Annotated in this window: 17 protein-coding genes, 1 tRNA gene and 1 pseudogene; 4 read left to right on the top strand and 15 right to left on the bottom strand. The window is 69.8% G+C overall.

Annotated elements, in window-relative coordinates; genetic code table 11:
• Positions 1 to 207 precede the first annotated feature (207 nt).
• Positions 208 to 1665, top strand: a complete 1458-nt coding sequence (locus tag P3T39_RS20430; RefSeq protein ID WP_280699811.1) for an aldehyde dehydrogenase family protein — start codon at positions 208 to 210, stop codon at positions 1663 to 1665.
• Between the two features lie 89 nt (positions 1666 to 1754).
• Here the strand turns inward: P3T39_RS20430 and P3T39_RS20425 are convergent, their stop codons facing one another.
• The 6 genes and pseudogenes from P3T39_RS20425 to P3T39_RS20400 all read right to left on the bottom strand — a co-directional run.
• Positions 1755 to 2216 carry a hypothetical protein gene (locus P3T39_RS20425; RefSeq protein WP_280699809.1) on the bottom strand — a complete coding sequence of 154 codons (462 nt, stop codon included), beginning with the start codon at positions 2214 to 2216 and terminating at the stop codon, positions 1755 to 1757.
• 267 nt (positions 2217 to 2483) lie between these two features.
• Positions 2484 to 3092 (bottom strand): rhomboid-like protein, encoded by a 609-nt coding sequence (locus tag P3T39_RS20420; RefSeq protein WP_280699807.1) that lies wholly within the window; start codon positions 3090 to 3092, stop codon positions 2484 to 2486.
• A 234-nt stretch (positions 3093 to 3326) separates the two neighbouring features.
• Complete coding sequence (locus tag P3T39_RS20415) at positions 3327 to 3824, bottom strand: adenosine-specific kinase (RefSeq protein WP_280699805.1); 498 nt, start codon at positions 3822 to 3824, stop codon at positions 3327 to 3329.
• 143 nt (positions 3825 to 3967) lie between these two features.
• Entirely contained in the window at positions 3968 to 4483 is a 516-nt protein-coding gene (locus P3T39_RS20410) for a GNAT family N-acetyltransferase (RefSeq protein ID WP_280699803.1), read from the bottom strand.
• Between the two features lie 157 nt (positions 4484 to 4640).
• Positions 4641 to 6467 (bottom strand): 5'-nucleotidase C-terminal domain-containing protein, encoded by a 1827-nt coding sequence (locus tag P3T39_RS20405; RefSeq protein WP_280699801.1) that lies wholly within the window; start codon positions 6465 to 6467, stop codon positions 4641 to 4643.
• 246 nt (positions 6468 to 6713) lie between these two features.
• Positions 6714 to 7174: pseudogene (locus P3T39_RS20400) on the bottom strand (hypothetical protein); the annotation flags it as partial.
• 853 nt (positions 7175 to 8027) lie between these two features.
• On the opposite strand from P3T39_RS20400, the gene pyk reads away from it, so the two are divergent.
• Positions 8028 to 9458 carry a pyruvate kinase gene (pyk, locus tag P3T39_RS20395; RefSeq protein WP_280699798.1) on the top strand — a complete coding sequence of 477 codons (1431 nt, stop codon included), beginning with the start codon at positions 8028 to 8030 and terminating at the stop codon, positions 9456 to 9458.
• 53 nt (positions 9459 to 9511) lie between these two features.
• On the opposite strand, the gene P3T39_RS20390 is transcribed toward pyk, so the two are convergent.
• Both P3T39_RS20390 and P3T39_RS20385 read right to left on the bottom strand, forming a co-directional pair.
• Complete coding sequence (locus P3T39_RS20390; protein WP_280699795.1) at positions 9512 to 9976, bottom strand: hypothetical protein; 465 nt, start codon at positions 9974 to 9976, stop codon at positions 9512 to 9514.
• Positions 9977 to 10087: 111 nt separating this feature from the next.
• Positions 10088 to 10162: transfer RNA gene (locus P3T39_RS20385), tRNA-Leu, on the bottom strand.
• A gap of 96 nt (positions 10163 to 10258) precedes the next feature.
• Here P3T39_RS20385 and P3T39_RS20380 point away from each other — a divergent pair.
• Complete coding sequence (locus P3T39_RS20380; RefSeq protein ID WP_280699793.1) at positions 10259 to 10918, top strand: response regulator; 660 nt, start codon at positions 10259 to 10261, stop codon at positions 10916 to 10918.
• Positions 10919 to 10969: 51 nt separating this feature from the next.
• On the opposite strand, the gene P3T39_RS20375 is transcribed toward P3T39_RS20380, so the two are convergent.
• The 6 genes from P3T39_RS20375 to P3T39_RS20350 form a co-directional block, all read right to left on the bottom strand.
• Positions 10970 to 11686: an ABC transporter ATP-binding protein gene (locus P3T39_RS20375; protein ID WP_280699791.1), complete on the bottom strand. Its 717-nt coding sequence runs from the start codon at positions 11684 to 11686 to the stop codon at positions 10970 to 10972.
• Complete coding sequence (locus tag P3T39_RS20370) at positions 11683 to 12486, bottom strand: ABC transporter ATP-binding protein (protein WP_280699789.1); 804 nt, start codon at positions 12484 to 12486, stop codon at positions 11683 to 11685. The genes P3T39_RS20375 and P3T39_RS20370 overlap by 4 nt, the downstream gene beginning before the upstream one ends.
• An 8-nt stretch (positions 12487 to 12494) precedes the next feature.
• Positions 12495 to 14261 carry a branched-chain amino acid ABC transporter permease gene (locus P3T39_RS20365; RefSeq protein ID WP_280700007.1) on the bottom strand — a complete coding sequence of 589 codons (1767 nt, stop codon included), beginning with the start codon at positions 14259 to 14261 and terminating at the stop codon, positions 12495 to 12497.
• Between the two features lie 38 nt (positions 14262 to 14299).
• Entirely contained in the window at positions 14300 to 15229 is a 930-nt protein-coding gene (locus P3T39_RS20360) for a branched-chain amino acid ABC transporter permease (RefSeq protein ID WP_280699787.1), read from the bottom strand.
• Between the two features lie 157 nt (positions 15230 to 15386).
• The gene (locus P3T39_RS20355) at positions 15387 to 16616 is read right to left on the bottom strand and encodes a branched-chain amino acid ABC transporter substrate-binding protein (protein WP_280699785.1); all 1230 of its coding nucleotides are present in this window, start codon (positions 16614 to 16616) and stop codon (positions 15387 to 15389) included.
• Between the two features lie 997 nt (positions 16617 to 17613).
• Positions 17614 to 18066: a hotdog fold thioesterase gene (locus tag P3T39_RS20350; protein ID WP_280699780.1), complete on the bottom strand. Its 453-nt coding sequence runs from the start codon at positions 18064 to 18066 to the stop codon at positions 17614 to 17616.
• 255 nt (positions 18067 to 18321) lie between these two features.
• Here P3T39_RS20350 and polA point away from each other — a divergent pair, with 255 nt between their 5' ends.
• Complete coding sequence (gene polA, locus P3T39_RS20345; protein WP_280700006.1) at positions 18322 to 21000, top strand: DNA polymerase I; 2679 nt, start codon at positions 18322 to 18324, stop codon at positions 20998 to 21000.
• Positions 21001 to 21185: 185 nt separating this feature from the next.
• Here polA and hrpB read toward each other — a convergent pair whose 3' ends face one another.
• Complete coding sequence (gene hrpB / locus P3T39_RS20340) at positions 21186 to 23750, bottom strand: ATP-dependent helicase HrpB (RefSeq protein WP_280699777.1); 2565 nt, start codon at positions 23748 to 23750, stop codon at positions 21186 to 21188.
• Between the last annotated feature and the right edge of the window lie 332 nt (positions 23751 to 24082).

Here is a 24082-nt window from a genome sequence, read left to right as displayed (position 1 = left end):
TGCGGTCCAGACGGCGCCTGCCCACTCCCCGACCAGTTGGGGGCAGGCGCCGTTGTGCTGCCCCCAGCCGGTCGGGGAGCGGGCAGGGCGGGGTGCGCTCCTGTTCAGCTGTTATGAGTTTTTCCTCAGAAAAGTTGACCCGCCAGTAGGATGACTGTTCGTCAGGTCGCGGCACGGGCTGTCGCGTGCCCCGGTGGAAGGTGTCGGATGTCCTACTTCTCTGAACTGTCGCGGCAGTACATCGACGGCCGGTGGCAGACCGGCAGCGGTTCATGGGACATCGTCGACCTCAATCCCTACAACGGGGAGAAGCTGGCCTCCTTCACCGTGGCGACGGGCAAGGAGGTCGACCAGGCGTACCGGGCGGCCGAGCGCGCGCAGCGCTCCTGGGGGCAGCTGAACCCGTACACCAGGCGGCTGGTCTTCGAGCGGGCCCTGCGGATCATCGAGGACCGCGAGCAGGAGATCACCGAGGCGATCGTCGCCGAGCTCGGCGGCACCCGGCTCAAGGCCGCGTTCGAGCTCTCGCTCTCCAAGGACATGCTCCGCGAGTGCATGCAGCTGTCGCTGCGGGCCGAGGGCCGGATCCTGCCCTCACCGGTGGACGGCAAGGAGAACCGGCTCTACCGGCTTCCGGTGGGCGTGGTCGGGGTGATCAGCCCGTTCAACTTCCCGCTGTTCCTCTCGCTCAAGGCGGTTGCCCCCGCGCTCGCGCTCGGCAACGGCGTGGTGCTCAAGCCGCACCAGGAGGCTCCGGTCACCGGCGGCACCCTGATCGCCAGGATCTTCGAGGAGGCCGGGCTGCCCGGCGGCCTGCTGAACGTCCTGCTCACCGATGTCGCGGAGATCGGCGATGCCTTCCTGGAGCACCCGGTGCCCAAGGTGATCGCGTTCACCGGCTCGGACACCGTGGGCCGGCACGTCGCGCAGGTGGCCGCGGGCCACTTCAAGCGGACGGTGCTGGAGTTGGGCGGCAACAGCGCCCTGATCGTGCTGGACGACGCCGATCTGGACTACGCCGTCGACGCCGCCGTGTTCAGCCGCTTCGCCCACCAGGGGCAGGTCTGCATGGCGGCGAACCGGGTGCTGGTCGACCGCAGTGTGGCGGACGAGTTCACCGAGCGGTTCGTGCGCAAGATCCGCACCCTGAAGGTCGGCGACCCGCAGGATCCGCAGACCCAGCTCGGCCCGCTGATCAACAGTGCCCAGGCGGAGGCCATCAACGCCCAGGTGGACCAGGCCGTCGCCCAGGGGGCGACCGTCCTGCTGCGCGGCTCCACCGCGGGCACCCTGATGGAGCCGGTGGTGCTCACGGACGTGGCGGACCAGTCGGAGATCCTGCGCCGGGAGCTGTTCGGCCCGGTCGTCCTGGTGGTGCCCTTCGACGGCGAGGAGGAGGCGGTACGGATCGCCAACGACACGCCGTTCGGGCTCAGCGGGGCGGTCCACACCGCGGACGTCGAGCGCGGGGTGAAGCTGGCCAAGCGGATCGAGACGGGCATGATCCACATCAATGACGGGACCATCCACGACGAGGCGATCGTCCCGTTCGGCGGCGAGAAGAGCTCGGGTGTCGGGCGGCTCAACGGCGAGGCCACGGTGGAGGCTTTCACCACCGTGAAGTGGATCTCCATCCAGCACGGGCGCAGCCGCTTCCCGTTCTAGACCCGCCCGGCCGATGCCCGGGGCCGGACCGCCGTCGGCCTTCACGACCCAACGAGGTCGTGAAGGCCGACGGCATCTTCCGGCGGCCGTCAGACCTGGACGCCCGCGCCCTGCTGGGCCGGGACGGCGCCGACCGGGAACGCGGCCGAGAGCTGGTCGAACTCGCCCCGCCAGTAGCGGTGGAGATTCAGCCGGGTCGGGTTCTGGTGGCCGGGGAAGAGCAGGTACATCACGCTCCACACCGTGCCGCGCTTGACGTTGCTCACCGGGAACGCGCTGCGCGGGTACACGGCGACGACCTCGCCCGGACGGTTGGTCCAGCGGCTGGCGGTGTTCACCACGACCGAGGTGTTGGTGAGCGTCAGGAAGTAGAACTTCCGGGTCAGCGCCACGGCGAGCCCGACCAGCGGGATCTCGTCGAAGATCGCATTCAGCCACGGGCTCGGGCCGGTCTCGACGTGCACACATGCGATGAAGGTTTCGCCGGGTGGCGCTACCTGGCTGAGCTTCTCGATGACCTGAGCCTTCTGCTTGGCCCGGCGAATTGCCATCAGTTCCCTGTCCTTCGTCGAATACCGGCCGGCGCAGCGGAAGCTGCGGCGGCGTCGGGTTGAGGCGGCTGAGATTAGCAGCTTGTTGACGCCCCATCGAACGGCTTCGCGGACTGGAATCTCCGGATCCTGAATTGCCCCCGTCGGGCCCGGAAAAGCGCATTTCGACTGCTCTCGGCGGTATTGGGTCGTTTTATCCCCCGAGAGGGGAAGCCCGAGGGCGGGCAATTTCTGACCCGTGGTCAGAAATGGAGAGCCTCGCGTTGTTCAGGCCGTCTTCGTCAGCGGTGCGCCCCGGTACGGGTGATCGCGCAGCCGGCGTGACCTGGAGACCAGGACGCCGAGACCGAGAGCGATGAGGTGGCCGGCGTCGGCCAGTTCCTGGTCCAGTGCCCAGGCGGTGGCCAGCAGCAGCGCAAGAGCGGGCAGGCCGTAACGCCTGAGCGGGGCCGGGCCGAGTGCGAACAGAGCGCCGACGGTGGCGACCAGGCCGTAGCTGATCCCGACGTCACGAGCACGGGACAGCGCACCCGGAATGTGGGTGGTGATCATCACCCACATGGCGCCCTCGGTGAGGAGGGTGGCGCCCAGGTGCCCGACGACGAAGACCGCACCGGCGCGGGCGGCCCCCCAGCGCCACTCGGCCAGCCCGACCGCGACGGCGACCGCCGCGATGCCGGCCCAGGCGGGCACTCCGTCGACCACAAGACCGCTGGTGAAGAGCGTCCACCACTTGCCGACCTGCATGTGGTGCACATTGCTGCTGTTGTGCCGGACGAAACGTGCCCGCTCGGCCCTGCTCTGGTTCGAGAGCCACCAGGCCACCGCCGTCAGCAGCACCACGTACGCCGTCGTCAGCGGGAGGCGTGACAGCACGCGGACGGCTGGGTGGTGGGTGGGCTCCTGCCGGGCGGTGCCCGGGGCACTCGTCCGTGTCCCGCCGCGATCTCTCATCGTGCCTGTCGCTCTCGACGTCCGCTGAAGCCCGCACGGGGCCGCTGCCAGTTGCCGGCAGCCACCGCCGAAGCCTATCGACGTGCGGCACGGCCGAAGCGTGCCCGTGGTGCCCAGGAGCACCGAACGCCGCGGGACTTCAGAGCCTGCGGGGCTTCAGAGCTTGTAGCCGATCTGACGCAGCAGCCGGTGCCGGTCTGCGGCGTCGGCCTCGGTCTCGACACCGACCGGCGGTACGCCGTCGATCACCCCGACAACCCCGCGGCCCCGCTCGGTGGCGGCCAGCAGGACATCGACGGGGTTGGCGGTCGCACAGAAGATGCCGCAGACCTCGGGCACGGCCTTGACGGAGTTGAGGACGTTGACCGGGTATCCCTCGCGCAGCAGGATCACGAAGGAGTGTCCGGCGCCGATCGCCTGCGCATTGGTGACCGCCAGCCGTACCAGTGCGTCGTCGTTGCCGGACCTGCGCACCAGGCAGGCGCCGGAGGCCTCGCAGAAGGCGAGGCCGAAGCGCAGGTGCGGGCTGACCCCGACCAGTGCCTCGTGCAGGTCCTCCACGGTCTTGATGAAATGCGACTGGCCGATGATCACATTGACGTCATCCGGTTTCTCGATGCTCACCACATCGAACGACAATCCGGCAGCGGCCACCAGGACACCTCCCGCTCTGAATTGGGTGATTCGCCTCATTTCGATCATTGCGACCCAACGGGCGTTCCGTCCAGGCGGCGCGCACACGGCATGACGCGGAGTCGGAACCGAGGCCGGTGGAACGGCAGCCGCGGCTCAGGCCGTCAGCTCGGGCGGGGAATGCGGAACGCCTCCAGCTCGGCGTCGTACCAGCGGGTGGTGCGGCCCAGCGGGGCCATGCCGAGGCGGAGGCAGACGGCCTGGGAAGCGCGGTTGTCCGGGTGGGTCACCGCGTAGATCTCGGGCAGGCCGTCGGCAAAGCCCTTGGCGACCGCCGCGCGTGCCGCCTCGGTGGCGTAGCCATGGCCGCAGGAGTCAGGGTGGAAGTGCCAGCCGACCTCGATCTCGCCGTCGCCGTCCGGGATCGGCACCAGCAGGACGGAGCCTGCCACCACGCCGGTGTCCCGCCGCTCGACCGCCCAGACGCCGAAGCGGGGGTCCGCCGAACGCGCCCGGAAGCGCTCGATCAGTGCGTCCGCCTCCGACAGCTGCTCCAGGGTGCGGCTGCGGCCCAGCCACCGCGTCACCTCGGTCCTGGAGTACAGGTCGAAGGCGCGCTCGCGGTCTTCGAGCCGCCACCTGCGTATGGTCAGCCGTTCGGTGGTGAGGTCGGTGGACATCGGCTGGGCCTCCCGTGGTGCTGCAACTGCTTGACGGTCCCTCAGGCTAGCGAGCCCGCAACCCTTCGGCACCGACCGTGCCGCGGGTCTGGTGCGGAACGCGAATCGGCGGCACTGCTGCGGGAAGCAGTGCCGCCGACCGGAGCTCCTTGAGCGCTTACTGGAACAGCGGCACCCCGGCGCGCACCAGACGCCAGTTCACGGCGGCGAAGTCCGCCGGGTCGATGACGCCCTTGGCCTTCACCCAGGCGATCATGGAGTTGCGGATCTCGTCCGAGTTCGTCCAGACCTGCTTGGCCGAGGCCACGTGCGGGAAGTTGCCGCCGCCGTTCGCCCGGTAGTTGTTGACCGCGAGGACGAACTGCGCCGCCGCGTCGATCGCCTTGCCCTCGTACGAGAGGTTGACGATCCGCGAGCCGACCGGCTTGCTGATGTCGATGTCGTACGAAACCCCGTACACCGAATCGAAGTTGTAGTCCGGGGTGTTCTGCTGGTTGGTGAGGGTGTCCAGGTTGACCTGGTCGCCCGGGGCCAGCTGGGCGAAGTACTTCATCGAGTACTCCAGGTAGTCCTTGATCTGGGCACCCGTCAGTATGCGGGCCTCCAGGGTGTTCTCGTAGATGTACAGCCCCGCCGCGTCCCGCAGTTTGACGGTGCCCGCCGGGATCAGCGCGGTGCGGTTGAACGGCGCGGCCTGGGCGAGCACCGGCAGCTTGGCGTACGCGGTACCGGCCAGCGCCGCCTTGACCGTGTCCGCCTGCACCCGGCCGATCAGGTCGATGATCGGTACGTCCTTGAACCGGGCCTCGGCGATCGACAGCTGGGCCTTGCAGGTGCCGATCGTCTGGTTGACGTACGCCACCACCTTCTTGTGCTGGGCGTTGATCAGCTTGACGATCTTCGGGTCCTCCGCGACCGCGTTGGAGTTCAGCACCCGCGAGCTGACCGAAGTGACGTGCCACTGACCCTTGGTGAACTCCACCTCGAAGTCGAAGCAGGACAGCCGCTGCGCCCAGCAGAGCGGCTCCGAGAGCACGACCGTCTTCCCGGTCTTCTTGTTGACGATCAGCCGCTGCGCCACCTCCTTGTGGGTGTGGCCCACCAGCACCGCGTCGATGCCCGGCACGGTCTCGGCCATCTCACCGGAGGCGTCCTCGGGCCAGGGCAGCTGGTCGCCGTAGGTGGTGGGCTCGTCGATGCCCGAGTGCGCGGCGACCACGACCACGTCGGCGCCCGCCGCCTTCATCCGCGGCACGTACTTCGCGGCCATCTCCACGATCCCGGGGAAGACCATCTGCCCGGCGACATTGGCCTTGTCCCAGATCGCGATCCCGGGGTTGGTCAGACCCAGGATGCCCACCCGCAGCGGACGGCCGTGCCCCAGGTGCAGCTCCTTGATGACGTACGGCGGGAAGGCGGGCTTCTCGTTCTTGGCGTGCAGCGCGTTGGCGCCCAGCAGCGGGAAGTGGAGCTGCTCCTCGAACGCCTTGACGGTCGGGATGCCGTAGTTGAACTCGTGGTTGCCGAGCGCGGCGGCGTCGTAGCCGATGGCGTTCATCGCCTCGGCCATCGGGTGCTTGGGCCGGGCCTTGCCGGTGATCGGCTCCACCCGGGCGTAGTAGTACGTGAGTTGGGTTCCCTGGATGATGTCGCCCGCGTCGATCAGCAGGGTGCGGTGGCGGCCCTTCTGCTCCCGGATCTGCTTGACCAGGGTGGAGATCTTGGCCAGGCCGACGTCGTTGTGCGCCGCGTCGTCGTACTCGGCATCGGTGAAGTAGTCCCAGTTGAGCACCCGGCCGTGCATGTCGCTGGTGCCCATCACGGTGAAGGTCTGCTTCAGCGGCGGCCTCCTGAGGTCCGCCTGGTCCGGGGTCTCGCTCGCCGCGGCAGGAGCGGCAGTGGCGAGGGAGACGCCGCCGACGAGGGCCGCGCCGGCGGCGGTCGCGGCCGAGCGGGCGACGAAGTCACGACGATTCAGGGGCATGGACGACTCCAACGTGGGGCAGACGGACCGTCAGGGTTGCGACGCGCGTAGAGAAACGCGCGTAGAAGTCTGCCGGGTAAACACCCCGGCGAACAGCCCCCCCGACATGTCCAACAAGTGAGAAGTTGCACACTCCCACGTGACGCGGGGCCTACCCAGTGAGCCGCTCCACCTCCTCGACCCGCGCTCCCTATTGCCGGTCGGTCTTGAGCAACCGGTCCACCTCCGCCGTCAGCACCCCTGCACATCCGCCCTGATCGACGCCGGCTCCGCCTCGGGCGCGGACGGCGGCACCGCATGCACCCGCACCGACTTCACCGTCGAGGCGAACGAGATCAGCGTCACCTCCTCCCGGTCCCTGAACCGCCGCACCGCCCGGGTGTCGTCCGTACCCGTCAGCCGCGACAGCGCCCCCTTTAGCGCATCCAGCCGGGAACCCGCCGTCGACCCCGAGGTGTCCGGCACGTACACCGTCCGGGACGGCCGACGCAGCTGGTTCCGGTACGCCTGCGCCAGCCAGTCCGAGGACCCGACGTCAGCCGCTGCCCCGCGAAGAAGCGCTGCAACGACGGCGAAGCCTGGGCCACATCCGCATCGGTCGGCGCGGCAGAAGCCCCCGAGAAGGCCGAGGCCACCGCCACCAGTGTGGAGAACCCCGAGTTCGACCGCGAGGCATCCGCCATCCCGTACGACAGCTTCCCGGACGAAGACCGCCGTACTCGGGCGGCCGTCCAGCGCGGCGGTGAAGGCGCCCGGGTCGGCCTGCGGGCGGAAACCGAAGCGGGCCTCCAGGGAGCGCAGCTTCTCGTCGTCCCGGAGCAGTTGGGCCAGCCTGTCCCCGTCCGGGGTCAAACCGATCGCCGTGTGGTCACTCGAAACGGTGGTATCCGGATAGAGCACCACCAGGTCCCCCGTCGAACGTCCCCGTGCCACCGGGGCGTGCGCCACGACCACCAGCGGCGAGTAGAAGGGCCGCACCGGCTCGGTGGAGATGTTGTGCTGCTTCCGGATCTCCTCGGCCGGTGGCAGGCTGGCCGGGAAGGCAAGGCCGTAGCCGTCCAGATTCGTACTGGTCATCGACCACGAACCGGTGGTGTCCGGCACGACCTTGAAGCCGCGCTTGTCCAACTCGGCCGTCACAGCCGGGTCGTTGAAGAACTCGGCCTTCTCCGAACCGATCAGGGCCCGCACCGTGACGGTCCGGTCGGGGTGGTAGCAGATCGCGAAGGCCACCCCCACCAGCAGCACGGCCGCCAGCACGCCCCCGGCACGTCTCATCGCCAACCCTTCCCCCAGGCCCGGCCGTTCCGGATCCCCCGGCCCCCCGAGGTTCCCGCCGCCGCCGGATCGCTGCCCGACCGCTCGGTGAACCGGAGGTGAACAGACCTTCGCGGAACGGCATCGGCAGCTAGGGCCAGATGCGTCAACTCGGGTATGACAGAGTGGATGTCACATCGCGTCAGCTCTCTTCGAGAGTTAACCGAATCGTTCACCAACGTCCATGGGGCAGTCCGCCGGAACGTCGTTGTTACGCGCCGGTAATGCCTACGCTCTTAAGTCATGCGCCGAGCAAAAATCGTCTGTACCCTCGGGCCCGCTGCCGACTCCTACGACCAGATCAAGACCCTGGTCGAAGCCGGCATGGATGTCGCCCGGTTCAACCTCAGCCACGGCACCCAGCTGGAGCACGAAGAACGCTACCGGCGGGTCCGCAAAGCCTCCGACGAGTCGGGACGCAGCATCGGCGTCCTCGTCGACCTCCAAGGCCCGAAGATCCGACTCGACACCTTCGCCGACGGACCCGTACTCCTTGAACGCGGCGACGAGTTCACCATCTCGGTCGAGGACGGGGTGATCGGCGACCGCGAGATCTGCGGCACCACCTACAAGGGCCTCGCCGCCGACGTCTCACGCGGCGAACGCATCCTGGTGGACGACGGCCGGGTCTGCCTCGAAGTCACCCACGTCGACGGCCCGCGCGTCCACTGCATCGTCATCGAAGGCGGCCTCGTCTCCGACCACAAGGGCCTCAACCTGCCTCAGGTCGCCGTCTCCGTGCCCGCACTCAGCGACAAGGACGTCGCCGACCTGCGCTGGGCCCTGCGGACCGGCGCCGACATCATCGCCCTCTCCTTCGTCCGCAGCGGCCGCGACATCGAGGACGTCCACCGCATCATGGCCGAGGAGGGCCGCTACCTCCCCGTCATCGCCAAGATCGAGAAGCCGCAGGCCGTCGAGAACCTCGAAGCCATCGTCGACGCCTTCGACGGCATCATGGTCGCCCGCGGCGACCTCGGCGTCGAAATGCCGCTGGAACAGGTACCGATCGTCCAGAAGCGCGCCATCAAGCTCGCCAAGCGCAACGCCAAGCCGGTCATCGTCGCCACCCAGATGCTCGACTCGATGATCCACGCCTCCCGGCCCACCCGCGCCGAAGCCTCCGACGTCGCCAACGCCGTGGTGGACGGCACCGACGCGGTCATGCTCTCCGGTGAGACCTCCGTCGGCAAGTACCCCGTCGAGACCGTCAAGACCATGGCCCGCATCATCGAAGCCGTCGAGGACGACATCCTCACCGCCGGGCTCCCACCACTGACCGAACGCAGCAAGCCCCGCACCCAGGGCGGAGCCGTCGCCCGCGCCGCCGCCGAGATCGGCGACTTCCTCGGCGCCAAGTACCTCATCGCCTTCACCCAGAGCGGCGACACCGCCCGTCGGCTCACCCGCTACCGCTCGCCCATCCCCGTCCTCGCCTTCACCTACGAACCGGCCGTCCGCAGCCAACTCGCCCTCACCTGGGGCGTGGAGACCTTCCTCGGCCCCTTCGTCCAGACCACCGACGAAATGGTCGCCCAGGTCGACGCCCAGCTGCTCAGCCTCGGCCGCTGCCAGCGCGGCGACATCGTCGTCATCACCGCAGGGTCACCCCCCGGCCTGGCCGGCTCCACCAACCTCGTCCGCGTCCACCACGTCGGCGAACTCGACAACTGACCCGGGCGCTTGAAACGGCGCAGCCGCTCCTGGGAGAGCCGGCTGCGCCGTCGTCAGTGCTTGGGCCCGATGTGCGCGTCCATCAGCGCGACGGAGGCACGGCGGGCGATGGAGACGTTGACGGCCCCGCTGGGCCGGTTGACCGCCTTCCACTCCACGCCGACGGCTTCCAGGGCGCCGGTGAGGATGCGGACGATATCGGTGGACGTGTCGGTGAAGAAGTACCTCGGGTACTCGTAGCGCTTCAGCACGCCGCCCACGGCCCTGGTGGCCCAGTTGGTGATCCGACAGCCGTCGGAGTGGATCAGCCCGCGGAGCAACTCCCAGGGATGTGCATCCACGATGCGCTGCCGCCACGACGTGAGGACGATGGCGGTCATGCGCGAGCTCGGTGTGATGCGAGAGGTCCACTCGCGGATCGCGAAGCGGGAGACGCCCGTCGAGCGGCTCACTTCGCTGAAGGTCGGGCCGGATCGGTGCAGTGCTACGGCGTGTTCGCGCGTCGCCTGGTCGTACATGCTGGCGAGGTCCGACGGGTGACCGTCTCAGTGTGCGAGAAAACGAAGATATGCACTCGAAGTGATGAAGATCTCCGCTGGTCGAACAGTGCCTTCGAATTGAAGGTGTTGTGCCCCGAGTGGGATTCGAACCCACACTGTATGGTGTTTGAGACCATTGCCTGCTGCCGATTGGGCTATCGGGGCCTACATTTCGAAGGCGGTTGCCCGCCCTGCGTAAGACCAACATACCGTGTCTAGGTAGGCTCGTGCATGCAGTACCCCGCCCGAACGAGGAGCCACGTGAGCACCGCCGACGAGCAGCCCCAGGCGCTTGAGACCGACTCGCCCCAGATCACCCGAATTGTGATCGCCGAGGACGAGACGTTGATCCGTCTCGACCTCAAGGAGATGTTGGAGGAGGAGGGCTACACCGTCGTAGGCGAGGCCGGGGACGGGGAGACGGCGGTTCGGCTGGTCGAGGAGCTGAGGCCGGATCTGGCGATCCTCGATGTGAAGATGCCGATCCTGGACGGGCTGTCGGCGGCCGAGCGGATCCACGAGGCGCACCTGGCGCCGGTGCTGATGCTGACCGCGTTCTCGCAGCGCGAGCTGGTCGACCGGGCCCGGGACGCCGGGGCGATGGCGTACATCGTGAAGCCGTTCAGCAAGAGTGATCTCGTCCCGGCGATCGAGATGGCGGTCTCCCGGTACACGGAGCTGCGGGCGCTCGAGGGCGAGATCGCGGACCTGACCCAGCGGTTGGAGACCCGCAAGCTGGTGGACCGGGCGAAGAGCGTGCTGCAGACGAAGTTCGGGCTGAACGAGCCGGCTGCGTTCCGCTGGATCCAGAAGACGTCGATGGACCGCCGGATGACGATGGCGGCGGTGGCCGAGGCCGTCATCGAGGAGGGCATCGCCCAGGACAGGAAGAAGGCCGAGGAGGCCCAGTCCGAGGGCTGAGACAGGTGTGACGAAGGCCCGGCCGCTCCGCAGCGGCCGGGCCTTCGGCGTTCACTCCTCGCCGAGGTAGGCCTTGCGGACGGACTCGTTGTGGAGGAGGTCGGCGCCCGTTCCGGTGAGGACGATCCGGCCGGTCTCCATGACGTAGCTGCGGTCGGAGAGGGAGAGCGCGGCCTGTGCGTTCTGCTCGACCAGCAGGATGGTGGTGCCGGTGGACTTGAGTTCGACGATGGTGGCCATGATCTTCTGCATCATCAGCGGGGAGAGCCCCATCGAGGGCTCGTCCAGCATCAGCAGTTTGGGCCGGGACATCAGGGCCCGTCCCATGGCGAGCATCTGCTGTTCGCCGCCGGAGAGGGTGCCTGCGGCCTGTCGGCGTCGTTCGCCGAGGACGGGGAAGAGGGTGCAGGCACGTTCGACGTCCTCGGCGATGCCTGCCGGGTCGCGGCGGAGGAAGGCGCCGAGGAGGAGGTTCTCCTCGATGGTCATCCGGGGGAAGATGTGGCGTCCCTCGGGGGAGTGGGCGAGGCCGAGAGAAACGATTCTGTGGGCGGGGACGCTGCCAAGGTCCTGCCCGTCGAAGGTGATTCCTCCGCCGGTCGGTCTGAGTAGGCCGGAGATGGTGCGCAGGGTGGTGGTCTTGCCGGCGCCGTTGGTGCCGATCAGGGTGGTGACCTCGCCCCGGTCGACGGTGAAGCTGATGCCCTTGACGGCCTCGATCTTCCCGTAGGCGACGCGGAGGTCCTGGACTTCGAGCAGGGCTGTCACTTCTCTGCCTCCGAGGCGGTGCTGCCGGTGCCGTCGAACGGGGCGCCGAGGTAGGCGGTGATGACGCGTTCGTCGCTCTGGACGGTCTCCCGGTCGCCCTCGACGATCTTCTGGCCCTGGACGAGGACGGCGGTGCGGTCGCAGAGGTTGAAGATGAACCGCATGTCGTGCTCGATGACCAGGACGGAGATGCCCCTGTCCCGGATGGCGAAGACCAACTCCTCTGCGGCGCGGGTCTCCTGGGGGTTCATTCCGGCGGTGGGTTCGTCCAGCAGCAGCAGTCCCGGGTCGCTGGCCAGGGCCCGGGCGATCTCCAGCTTGCGCTGCTCGCCGTAGGGGAGGTTGCGGGAGAGGTGGTCGGCCTTGGCCGCGAGGCCGGTGAACTCCAGGAGTTCCATGGCCTTTTCGCGGCTCTCGGCCTCGGCGCGGCGGTAGCCGGGGCCGCGCAGGACGGCGGAGAGGAGGCCCTCCCTGGTGCGGGTGTGCCGCCCGACCAGGACGTTCTCCAGCACGGTCATATTGGCGAACAGGCGGATGTTCTGGAAGGTGCGGGCGATCCCGGCCCGGGTGACCAGGTGGGGCTTGGGCGGCAGGATGGTGCCCCGGTAGCTGACGGTGCCTTCGGTCGGGACGTAGAGGCCGGTGAGGCAGTTGAAGAAGGTGGTCTTGCCGGCGCCGTTGGGGCCGATGAGGCCGATGATCTCGCCCTGGCCGACGGTGAGGTCGACCTGGTTGACGGCGGTGAGGCCGCCGAAGCGCATGGTGACGCCCCGGACGTCCAGCAGGGTGGTGGTGGTCATCCGGCTGTTCACGCCCCTGCCTTGGTGAGGGCGGTCTCCGGGGAGGCGGCCTGGTCGGGGATGTCCGCCTCGTGGAATTCGAGCTGCCGGCGCCGGTTGGGGATCAGGCCCTCCGGGCGGACCCGCATCAGGACGATCAGCGCGAGGCCGAAGGCGAGCAGCTGGTAGTCGGAGAGGAACTCCAGTTTCTTCGGGATGAGGAACAGGAGGGTGGCGCCGACCAGTGGGCCGCTGATGGTGCCCATGCCGCCGAGGATGACGGCGGCGAGCAGGAAGGCGGAGTTGGGCGGCAGGGCTTCGGCGAAGGTGTACTGGTCGGGGGTGACGGTGTAGCTGACGTGGGCCTGGACGGTGCCTGCGAGGCCTGCCATGCAGGCACCGAGGGCGAAGGCGAGGAGTTTGAGGCGGAAGCCGTTGATGCCCATGGCCTCGGCGGCGGTCTCGTCCTCGCGGATGGCGATCCAGGCGCGGCCGATCCGGGAGTTGCCGACCCGGGCGAAGACCAGCACGACGAAGGCGGTGACCAGCAGCATCAGCAGGTAGTAGTTGGAGAAGCGGCCGAGTTCGAGGCCGCCGATGCTGTGCTTCCGGCCGAAGTCGAAGGCGGGGATGTGCAGGCCGCGGATGGTGAAGCCGGGGCTCACCAGGTCGGGGATGCGGGGGATGCCGTTGGCGCCGTTGGTGACCTTGGGCCCGGTGGTGCCGTTGAGGTTGTTCATGGTGATGCGGAAGATCTCGCCGAAGCCCAGGGTGACGATGGCGAGGTAGTCGCCGCGCAGCCGCAGGGTGGGGGCGCCGATCAGTACACCGAACACGATGGACACCGCTGCGCCCGTCAACATCGCCGCCCAGAAGGGGAAGTGGACGTGGATCGGGGAGGCGGGCGAGCCGGAGACCAGGGCGGCGGCGTAGGCGCCCACACCGAGAAAGGCGACGTAGCCGAGGTCGAGCAGTCCGGCGAGGCCGACCACGATGTTCAGGCCGAGGGCGACGGTGGCGAAGATCAGGATGTTGGTGGCGACCGAGGTGTACTGGTCGCTGCTCTGGGTGAAGGGGAAGGCGGCGGCTGCGGCGAAGGCGGCGCCGGTGGTGACCGTTCGGTGCTTGACGGCCAGCGCGCGCAGCCGGGTGACGAGGCCGGACTTGGTGAGTGCGGCCACGGTGAATCCGGCCAGCAGCAGATAGGCGGTGAACAGTTCGCCGTAGTCGGTGTCGAGGCCGAAGGTGATCGCGTACAGCCCGGTGGCGAAGGCCACGACGATGAGCAGGACCTCGATCGGGGAGGGGAGTTCGCGCACAGGCGGGAGCGGGCGCTCGACCTTGGCCAGGCGCAGGCCCAGGTAGCGGGTGATGCCCTGTCCGGCGCCGCGCGGATGACGGTCCAGCGGCAGGCCGAGGGCGCCGAGGAGGGTGATGAGCGAGGTGGCGCCGGCGGCCCAGCCGCCGGGCTCCAGGTTGGCCAGGCCCCCGAGTTCGGCGGAGATGGCGATCAGGGTGAACCAGGTGGTGGCGGCGGCGCCGAGGGCGGCGTACAGGATGCCGTTGTTGCCGCCGCTGGGGCTGGTCCAGCGCAGTCCCGGCAGGTGGTAGGAGGCGAGGGTGAGGAGGAGGGTGATCAGGGCGCCGGCGAGGGTGAGCCACTGGAGGCCGCCGGGGTAGCCGTAGACGGTGAGGTCGCCGGGGAAGCCGGAGGTCCAGGTCCAGGCGAGGAAGGCGGAGGCGGCGGTGCCGGTGGCTCCGGCGGCGGTGAGGATGCGGGCCGGGCCGCTAGGGATGGGCACGACCGGGGTGGTCTCGGTGCTTCTCACGGTGGTCACGCCCTGTCCGCGACGCGCTCGCCGAGCAGGCCCTGGGGCCGGGCGAGCAGTACGACGATGAGGAGTACGAAGGCCCAGACGTCCTTCCAGGCGCCGCCGCCGAAGAGGTGCATCCCGGGCAGGTGCTGGATGTAGGCGGTGGCGAGCCCTTCGGCGAGGCCGAGGACGAGGCCGCCGACCATGGCGCCGTAGATGTTGCCGATGCCGCCGAGGACGGCGGCGGTGAAGGCCTTCAGTCCGAGGATGAAGCCCATCCGGAAGTCGACCTGGCCGGTGCGCAGTCCGTAGGCGACGGCGGCGACGGCGGCGAAGGCGGCGCCGATGGCGAAGGCGAGCACGATGATCCGGTCGGTGTCGATGCCCATCAGCTTTGCGGTGTCCGGGTCCTGGCTGGTGGCCTGCATGGCGCGCCCGGAGCGGGTGCGGTTGACGAACCAGCCGAGGATGATCATGCAGACGGGGGCGGCGACGATCAGGAAGAGGTCGCTGCGCTGGATGGTCATGCCGAGGACCTGGAAGGCGTCGCCGGGGATCTTGGGGAAGACCTTGGCCTTCTTGGCGTCGGGGTAGAAGGAGAAGACGAGTTGCTGGAGCACGATCGACAGGCCGATCGCGGTGATCAGCGGGGCGAGCCGGGGTGCGCCCCGCAGCGGCCGGTAGGCGAAGCGTTCGGCGCCGACGGCGACCAGGGTGGAGACGGTGATTCCGGCGGCCAGCATGAGCGGGACGGCGAGCCAGAGGGTGGTACCGCCGGGCAGGGCGAGGTAGGCGGTGAGGGCCCCGAAGCCGCCCACCATGAAGATCTCGCCGTGGGCGAAGTTGATGAGCTGGACGATGCCGTAGACCATCGTGTAGCCGATCGCGACGAGCCCGTAGAGGGCTCCCAGGATCAGGCCGTTGGCCAGCTGCTGCGGTAGTTCGTTCACCGCTCGGCCTCCGTTGTACGGGGTACGCGGGGTACGGGTGGATGTGGGTGCGCGGGGGCGCGTCACAGGCCTGCTGCTGCAGGGGCCGCGCGCCCGGCGGGACCTCTGCAACGGGCCCTGGCCCCCGCGCTGGTGGTTCGGGGCCTGAGCCCGGGGGTCAGCCGGTGAAGGTGCCGGACTTCTCCACCGCCCACTTGCCGTCCTGGACCTTGTAGACGGTGAGCTGCTTGTTGGTGGTGTCGCCGAACTCGTCGAAGGAGACGGTGCCGGAGACGCCCGCGAAACCGACCTTCTGGACGGCGTCGACGACCTTGGCGCGGGCGTCGCCGGGGAGCTTGCCGTTGTTGGCGGCGGCGACGGCCTTGATGCCCTGGATGATGGCCCAGGCGCTGTCGTAGGAGTAGCCGCCGTAGGTCTCGTAGGGGTCCTTGTAGCCGGCGGCGGCGTAGTCGGCGATGAACTTGGCGGCGGAGGGCAGCTTCTCGACCGAGAGGCCGACGGCGGTGGCCAGGTCGCCCTGGCTCTTGGGGTTGAGCTTGATGAAGTCGGCGCTCTGCATGCCGTCGCCGCCCATCACCGGGATGTTGGCACCGGCGTCCTTGACCTGGAGCGAGAGGGGGCCTGCGGCGGGGTACTCACCGCCGTAGTAGATGGCCTCGGCGCCGGAGTTCTTGACCTTGGTGGCAATCGCGCTGAAGTCGCGGTCGTCGGGGTTGATGTGCTCCTCTCCGATGACGGTGCCGCCGAGTTTGGTGAACTCGCCCTTGAAGGTGGAGGCGAGGCCGGCCCCGTAGGTCTTCTGGTCGTCGATCAGGAAGACCTTGGTCTTCTTGGCGTCGTTGTACAGGTACTGGGCGGCGAAGGGGCCTTGGACGGCGTCGGTGGTGGCGGTGCGGAAATAGGTCTTGAACGGACGGACCTTGGTGCCGCTCGCCCACTTCTCACCCTGGGTCAGGGCGACGCCGGTGTTGGCGGGGGATATCTCGACCAGGTTGGCGTCGTTGAAGATCTGTTGCATCGACTGCGCCACACTGGAGTTGAGCGGTCCGACGACGCCGAGGACGTTCTTGTCGGCGACCAGCTGGGTGGCGTTCTGCTGGCCGGGGGCGGGCTTGGCGGTGTCGTCCAGGGCCTTGATCTCGAACTTGACGCCGGGGACTTCGTTGGTGGCGTTGGCCGTCCTGACGGCCAGGTCCACGGAGTTCTTGATGCCGATGCCGATGGCGGAGAGGTCGCCGGTGAGCGGGGCGTCGACGCCGATGACGACGGTGGTGCCCGCTCCGGAGCCGTCCGAGCCGCCCTTCTTGCTGTCACGTGAGCCACAGGCCGAGACGGTGAGCGCTCCCACGACTGCGATGCTCAGGACAATCATTGAACGATTACGCACGAAAGTTCCCTTTCTGCGGGGGGCGCCCGGCCGGACATGGCGGGGCGCCGGGTCGCGCGCTGGGGCCGGGCTCAATCCGTCGGCGCGGTGACTGGCCGTGACTCTAGAGCGCGTTCGACGACTCGGGCAGGGGGGCGGACAGGCTGTGATTCTCTTGTTATCGGAGCCTGTCGAAGCGGTCTCGCATTCCGATCAATTCCGCTCGATCGGGGATTGCGAGTCGTGGGCCGCGGCGCGGCGGCGCCGGGTCGAGTGACCTGAAACCCGGTCGGCCACAAGGCAGTTCGGAACTGGGACGTCCACGTCCTGGGCGGCCTGAGCAGGCACCGACGTCCGAAAACCGGAGTCGGAGCAGGCCGAATGGAGGTTTCCGGATCGACCTCTGGCGTATCGGCCCGCCGGAATCCGGCCGGGCGCCTGGATTGCGCACTGATTACGCAGTGTTGCATCAGGGGAGCTGTCGTCCGCGTCGCGCGGAGGGGAGTTGGCTGCCTGATCGGGCCGGCGGAGGCCGCGCCCTGCCGCCGACGGGCAAGCAGTCGCACCTGGTTGATGTGTCGTCGCCTCAACCAGATCGTTCAACGATCGACCGTTGCCGTGCCCAGTGCCGGACATGCCGAAGCCCCCTCGTCTGGCGAAGGACTGCCCACCGGGTACGGGCCTCAAACAAAGAGACGGTCAAGGACCTGCGGGGCTCCAGCGCCACACGAGGCAGGCGAGCAAGGGGAGTTGGGCTTCCTCGACCCGGGAGCCTTTGAGGGGCAAGGGTGAACCTTGCAGGGGCGCGGGGCTCTGCTCGATCAACTGCGTGCGCGAAACGGAGGATTCCAGGCCGCACCGATCCTCTGGTGAGTAACTTGCACTGCCCCACCGGGAGTTCACGAGGTGCAAGTGGCCCACCGGGCCCGGCTGGCCCAAGTCGCCTCCCGACTCTCGCACGCGGTTGACCAAGCGGAGCCCCGCGCCCCTGACGGCCTGCCTCGGAGGGGCGTGCGCGCTACAGGTCGCGCAGCATGCAGGTGAGCCGGCAGCTGGTGATCCGCTTCCCGGTGTCGTCGGTGATCGCGATCTCGTACGTCGCCGCAGTGCGGCCCTTGAAGACGGCCGTCGCCACGCCCGTCACCAGGCCCGAGGTGGCCGAGCGGTGGTGGGTGGCGTTCAGGTCCACGCCCACCGCGTACCGGCCGGGTCCGGCGTGCAGCATCGCCCCGATCGAGCCGAGCGTCTCCGCCAGCGCCGCCGAGGCGCCGCCGTGCAGCAGACCGTACGGCTGCTGGTTGCCCTCGACCGGCATGGTGCCGACCACCCGGTCCCCGGACGCCTCCACGACCCGGATGCCGAGCCGGTCGCCGAGGTGGCCGCCGGTGAAGGTGGACGCGTCGACGCCCAGTTTTGCGAAGTGGTCGAGAACGTCCTGCGGGACTTTGAGAACCGGGGCCGCGTCGGTCATGGTGCTCCTACCGTTCGAGGGTCACATCGTCGTGCTGCTCGTACTTGGTGTCGTGCGTCGTGCTGCTTGTGATCGTACGACCGGTCCGCCCGCCGACGGAGGCCGCCGTGCGCGTACTCGCGGGCGTTGTCGGCGGCGGGCCATAGGATCGGTGGGCGAGTAGTGGAATCGGCAGGAACGGACGTTGACGTGGCTACGCAGAGTGCAGGGAAGAGTGCGTCGGGTGGCGCCGGTTCGGGTCAGCGGCCCCGGCTGATGCTGCTCGACGGGCATTCGATGGCCTACCGGGCGTGGTTCGCCCTGCCCGTGGAGAACTTCAGTACCTCCACCGGCCAGTCCACCAACGCGGTGTACGGCTTCGCCTCGATGCTCGCCAACACGGTGCGGGACGAGCAGCCCACCCACCTCGCCGTCGCCTTCGACCTCTCCAGGAAGACCTTCCGCTCAGAGGAGTTCCCCGACTACAAGGCCAACCGCGCCAAGACGCCCGACGAGTTCAAGAGCCAGATCGGCCTGATCCACGAGCTGCTCGACGCGATGAAGATCTCCCGGATGTCCGTCGAGAACTTCGAGGCGGACGACATCATCGCCACCCTCGCCACCGCCGCCGCGGCCGAGGGCTTCGAGGTGCTGATCGTCACCGGCGACCGCGACTCGCTCCAACTGGTCAACGAGCACGTCACCGTGCTCTACCCGACCAAGGGCGTCTCCGAGCTCACCCGCTACACCCCCGAGAAGGTCGCCGAGAAGTACGGCGTAACTCCCAGCCAGTACCCGGACCTTGCCGCGCTGCGCGGCGACCCGTCCGACAACCTGCCCGGTATCCCCGGCGTCGGCGAGAAGACGGCCGCGAAGTGGGTCAACCAGTTCGGCTCCTTCGAGGAGTTGGTCGCCCGCGCCGACGAGGTCAAGGGCAAGATCGGCGAGAAGCTGCGCGAGCACCTCGACTCCGTCAGGCGCAACCGGGTGCTCACCGAGCTGGTCCGTGACGTCGAGCTGCCACTCGGCGTGGCCGACCTGGCCCGTGAGCCGTTCGACAAGGGCGCCGTCGGCGAGATCCTGGAGGCGCTGGAGTTCCGCAACCCCAACTTCCGCGAGCGCGTCTACGGCGTCGACCCGGGCGGCGCCGAGGAGGCCGCCGAGCCGGCAGCAGCCCCCGGTGTCGCCGTCGAGGGCGAGGTGCTCACCGAGGCCGGTGCACTGGCCGGCTGGCTCGAGGCGCACAGCAAGGGCCTGATCGCCGTCGCCGCCGTCTACGAATGGGCGCTCGGCACCGGCCGCGTCCAGGAGATCGCCCTGGCCTGTGGCGAGGACGCGGCCTGGTTCGACCCGGCCCAGCTGGCCGAGGCCGACGAACGCGCCTTCGCCGCCTGGCTGGCGGACGCCGAGCACCCCAAGGCGCTGCACATCGCCAAGCAGGTCATGCGCGCCTTCGCCGAGCAGGGCTGGCAGATCGCGGGTGTCACCGCAGATACCGCCCTCGCCGCCTACCTCGACAAGCCGGGCCGCCGCACCTTCACCCTCGACGTCCTCGCCGAGGAGTACCTCGCCCGTTCGCTCGCCCCCGCCGCCGTCGCCGAGAGCGGCCAACTCTCCTTCGACGCGCCCGAGCACGACCCGACCGCCGGCGCCCAGGCCCTGATGACCCAGGCCCGCGCCGTCCTCGACCTCGCCGCCTACTTCGAGACCCGGCTCACCCAGGTCGGCGCCGACAAGCTGATGCACGAGATGGAACTGCCCATCGCCGAGCTGCTCGCCCGGATGGAGCGCACCGGCATCGCCGCCGACCGCGCCTGGCTCACCACCATCGAGTCGCAGTTCGCCGCCGAGATCCAGCGCTGCGTCGACGAGGCGCACGCCGCCGCCGGGCACCCCTTCAACCTCGGCTCGCCCAAGCAGCTCCAGGAGATCCTCTTCGGCGAGCTCGGCCTGCCCAAGACCAAGAAGATCAAGACCGGCTACACCACCGACGCCGACGCGCTGACCTGGCTCGCCACCCAGACCACCAACGAGCTGCCGGTCATCCTGCTCCGCCACCGCGACCAGGCCAAGCTGCGCACCACCGTCGAGGGCCTGCTCAAGACGGTCTCCCCGCAGGGCCGGATCCACACCACCTTCAACCAGATGGTCGCCGCCACCGGACGCCTCTCCTCGCAGGACCCGAACCTGCAGAACATTCCCGTCCGCACCGAGGAGGGCCGCCAGATCCGCCGCGCCTTCGTGGTCGGCGAGGGCTACGAGGCACTGCTCACCGCCGACTACTCGCAGATCGAGCTGCGCATCATGGCCCACCTCTCCGAGGACGAGGCCCTGATCGAAGCCTTCGCCACTGGCGAGGACCTGCACACCACCGTCGCCTCCCAGGTCTTCGAGGTAGCCCCGGGCGCGGTCGACGCCGAGATGCGCCGCAAGATCAAGGCGATGTCCTACGGCCTGGCGTACGGGCTCTCCGCGTACGGCCTCTCGCAGCAGCTCGGCGTCAAGCCCGCCGAGGCCCAGGGCCTGATGGACACCTACTTCGAGCGGTTCGGCGGCGTCCGCGACTACCTGCGCCGCGTCGTCGAGGAGGCCCGCGCCACCGGCTACACCGAGACCCTGCTCGGCCGCCGCCGCTATCTGCCCGACCTCACCAGCGACAACCGCCAGCGCCGCGAGATGGCGGAGCGGATGGCGCTCAACGCCCCGATCCAGGGCTCGGCCGCCGACATCGTCAAGATCGCGATGCTCCGGGTCGACGAGGCACTGCGCACGGCGAAGCTCAAGTCCCGGATGCTGCTCCAGGTGCACGACGAAATCGTCCTGGAGCTGGCCCCGGGCGAGCGCACTCCGGTCGAGAAGATCGTCCGCGAGCAGATGGCGGGCGCCTACCCGCTGCGCGCCCCGCTCGACGTCTCGGTCGGCCTCGGCGCCAACTGGGAGACAGCCGCACACTGAACCACCCCGGGGCGGCGGACAGTTGACCACAGCAGTCCGCCGCCCTCCTTGGGGTGCGGCGAGCCGAGCGGCTTCTCGTCGCGCAAGGGGTTGGTTTTCAGGGGCGCGGAAAACCCGCGCCGTTCCCCGCGCCCCTGGAAAACCATCGCTCGCGCCCCACGGCTCGGACGGTCGCTGTCGGTGGGTTACTTGCGGGTGTTGGTGCGGCGGGTCGGCTCGGCCGTGGTGGGGTCCTCGGGCCAGGGGTGGCGCGGGTAGCGGCCGCGCAGCTCGGCCCGTACGGCGCGGTAGCCCTCGCGCCAGAACGAGGCCAGATCGCCGGTGACGGCGGCCGGCCGCCCGGCGGGCGAGAGCAGGTGGACCGTCAGCGGCACCCGGCCACCCGCCAGCGCGGGCGCGGCCTGCCAGCCGAACAGCTCCTGCAACTTCACCGCCAGCACCGGGCGTTCGTCCGCGTAGTCGACCCTGATCCGCGAGCCGCTCGGCACGGTGATCCGCTCCGGCGCCAGCTCGTCCAGGCGCCCGGCCTCACCGCCGGCCCAGGGCAGCAGCCGCTGCAACGCGGCAGCCGTGTCGATCCGTTCCAGGTCGCCACGCCGCCGGGCCCGGGACAGCTCGGGCTCCAGCCAGTCGGCGCGGAGCAGCGCCTCGTCACTGACGTCCGGCCAGGGCGAGCCGAGCACCCGGTGCAGGAACGCGAGCCGCTGCCGCAGCGCCACCGCCCCCTCCGGCCAGCTCAGCACCGTGCCGACGCCCTCCCTGGCCAGCCCGTCGAGCAGGGCCTCCCGCAGCAGCGCGCGGTCCGGCTTCGCCAGCGGTACGGCGGCGAGCTCGATCGCCCCCAGCTCCTCGACCCGGCGCGCCGCGACATCCCCGCGCCGCGCGCCCGGTGGTACCGTCCAGCGCACCTCCGCGCGCTCCGTCAGCAATGAGGCCCCGGCCAGCCGGGCGGTCTCCTCGTCCAGCGCCACCGCCCGCTGGATCCGCGCCGACGGCGAGCCCGCCGGTCGGTCCGCGACGGCCACTGCCAGCCACGCGGCCCCACCGAGCGCCGAGCCGGGACCGGTCTCCGCAGCCGTCCCGGAGGCCATCAGGTACGGGCCGTCGGCACCTCGCGCCCGAGCGATCCGCTCCGGATGGGCGAGGGCGACCACCAGACCGGCGGCGACGGCATCGGACGGTCCGGCCGCACTGCGCGGTGCGTTCGAGCGGTCCACGCCACCGGTGGGCCGGGGGTCTGTTCCCGGGGTGGCGTTGTGGAGGCGGCGGACTTCCTGCTGCCAGCGGGTGGCGTAGGGGTCGCGGGCGCCGCGGACCGTGCGCCAGACGGCGAGCAGGTCGTCGCCGAGGGCACGAGGGGGTTCCTCGGAGAGCAGGGCCACCAGCTCGGCCGCGCGGCGCGCGCCGACCAGGCCGGTGCCGTCCAGCAGCGCCCGGCCGAGACGGGGGTGCAGTCCCGTCCGGGCGATCTTCTGGCCGCGTTCGGTGGCCCGTCCGGTCTCGTCCACCGCACCGAGCGCGGTCAGCGTGTGCCGGGCAGCGGCCATCGCCCCGCCCGGCGGGGGATCGGGCAGCGCGAGGCCGTGTGCGTCCGGATCGCCCCAGCACGCGGCCTGGAGTGCGAACCCGGCCAGATCGGCGAGGGCGATCTCGGGGGTCGGGAAGCTCGGCGCCCGCGCGTCCTCGACCTCCGCCCAGCAGCGGTAGACCGCACCGGGCGCCTCACGCCCCGCTCGTCCGGCGCGCTGTCGGCCTGCCGCCAGCGATGCCCGCACGGTCACCAGCCCGGCCAGGCCGCGCGCGTGGTCGGTACGCGGCTCGCGGGCCAGCCCGGAGTCCACCACGATCCGTACCCCGGGCACGGTCAGCGAGGACTCGGCGACCGAGGTGGCCAGGATGACCCGGCGGCGTTCACCGACCGTCAGTGCCGCATCCTGGACGGACTGCGGCGCCTGCCCGTGCAGTTGCAGCACCTCGGCCTCGACCGTGAGCATCCCCGCCACCCTGGCGATCTCGCCGACCCCGGGCAGGAAGCAGAGCAGGTCGCCCGTCCGCTCGCCGAGGGCCCGGCGCACGGTCGCGGCGACGTGCTCCAGCAGTGCGGGGTCGGTGCGCGTCCCGATCGGGGGGCGTACGGCGCGCGCCGGGGGCGCCCAGACGACCTCGACGGGGTACGAGACACCGTGTGCTTCGACCACCGGGGCCGGCCCGTCCTCGCCGCCGAGCAGTCGGGCCCATGCGGCGGTGTCGGAGGTCGCCGAGGCGCACAGCAGCCGGAGCTCGGGGCGCAGTGTGGCGCGAACATCCAGGAGGAAGGCGAGCGCGGTGTCGGCGTCGAGGTGCCGCTCGTGGCACTCGTCCAGCACGACGGCGTCCACGCCGCCCAACTCGGGGTCGCGCTGGAGCCGTTGCAGCAGCACACCCGTGGTGACCACCTCGACCACGGTGTCGGGCCCGACGCGCCGCTCGCCCCGGACGGTGTACCCGATACGGCGGCCCACGGGCTCGCCGAGCAGCCAGGCCATTCGTCGTGCTGCCGCCCGGACGGCCAGCCGGCGAGGCTCGGCCACCAGCACCCGCCGCGCCGGCCCGGGCAGTCCCTCGACCAGTCCCGCCAGTGCGAGCGGCACCAGCGTGGTCTTGCCGGTGCCGGGCGGCGCGGCCAGGACGGCGACCCCGTGTGCCTCCAGGGCCTCGTGCAACGGCGGCACGGCAGCACGGACGGGGAGCTCAAGCCAGGCGGGGTTCACCCCGGCATCCTCCCTGATCGGACAACTGCGGCGCGAAGCTGGGGGCGCGGGGGGGGGGTGGCTCTTCAGGGGCGCGGGGAACGGCGCGGGCTTCCCATGGGGCACGAGGAGTGGTTTTCAGGGGCGCGGGGAACGGCGCGGGCTTCCCATGGGGCACGAGGAGTGGTTTTCAGGGGCGCGGGGAACAGCGCGGCTTCATGGTGCAGGTGGTGCACCACTAAGGGCGCGGGGAACTGCGCGAAATCGGAAGGTGACCGCGTTCAGCCGGGCCCGGTGGGCCACTTGCACCTCGCGACCTTCCGGTGAGGCGGTGCACCTTACCCACCGGAGGT

Origin of the sequence: Kitasatospora sp. GP82 (assembly GCF_029892105.1) — a bacterium.
Lineage (GTDB): Bacteria > Actinomycetota > Actinomycetes > Streptomycetales > Streptomycetaceae > Kitasatospora.
This window is presented reverse-complemented; position numbering and strand designations above follow the sequence as displayed.

Coding starts and splice junctions, on each gene's coding strand:
- P3T39_RS20430 (WP_280699811.1), top strand. CDS start 208: ATGTCCTACTTCTCTGAACTGTCGCGGCAGTACATCGACGGCCGGTGG.
- P3T39_RS20425 (WP_280699809.1), bottom strand. CDS start 2,216: ATGGCAATTCGCCGGGCCAAGCAGAAGGCTCAGGTCATCGAGAAGCTC.
- P3T39_RS20410 (WP_280699803.1), bottom strand. CDS start 4,483: ATGTCCACCGACCTCACCACCGAACGGCTGACCATACGCAGGTGGCGG.
- P3T39_RS20405 (WP_280699801.1), bottom strand. CDS start 6,467: ATGCCCCTGAATCGTCGTGACTTCGTCGCCCGCTCGGCCGCGACCGCC.
- pyk (WP_280699798.1), top strand. CDS start 8,028: ATGCGCCGAGCAAAAATCGTCTGTACCCTCGGGCCCGCTGCCGACTCC.
- P3T39_RS20390 (WP_280699795.1), bottom strand. CDS start 9,976: ATGTACGACCAGGCGACGCGCGAACACGCCGTAGCACTGCACCGATCC.
- P3T39_RS20370 (WP_280699789.1), bottom strand. CDS start 12,486: ATGACCACCACCACCCTGCTGGACGTCCGGGGCGTCACCATGCGCTTC.
- P3T39_RS20350 (WP_280699780.1), bottom strand. CDS start 18,066: ATGACCGACGCGGCCCCGGTTCTCAAAGTCCCGCAGGACGTTCTCGAC.
- polA (WP_280700006.1), top strand. CDS start 18,322: ATGCTGCTCGACGGGCATTCGATGGCCTACCGGGCGTGGTTCGCCCTG.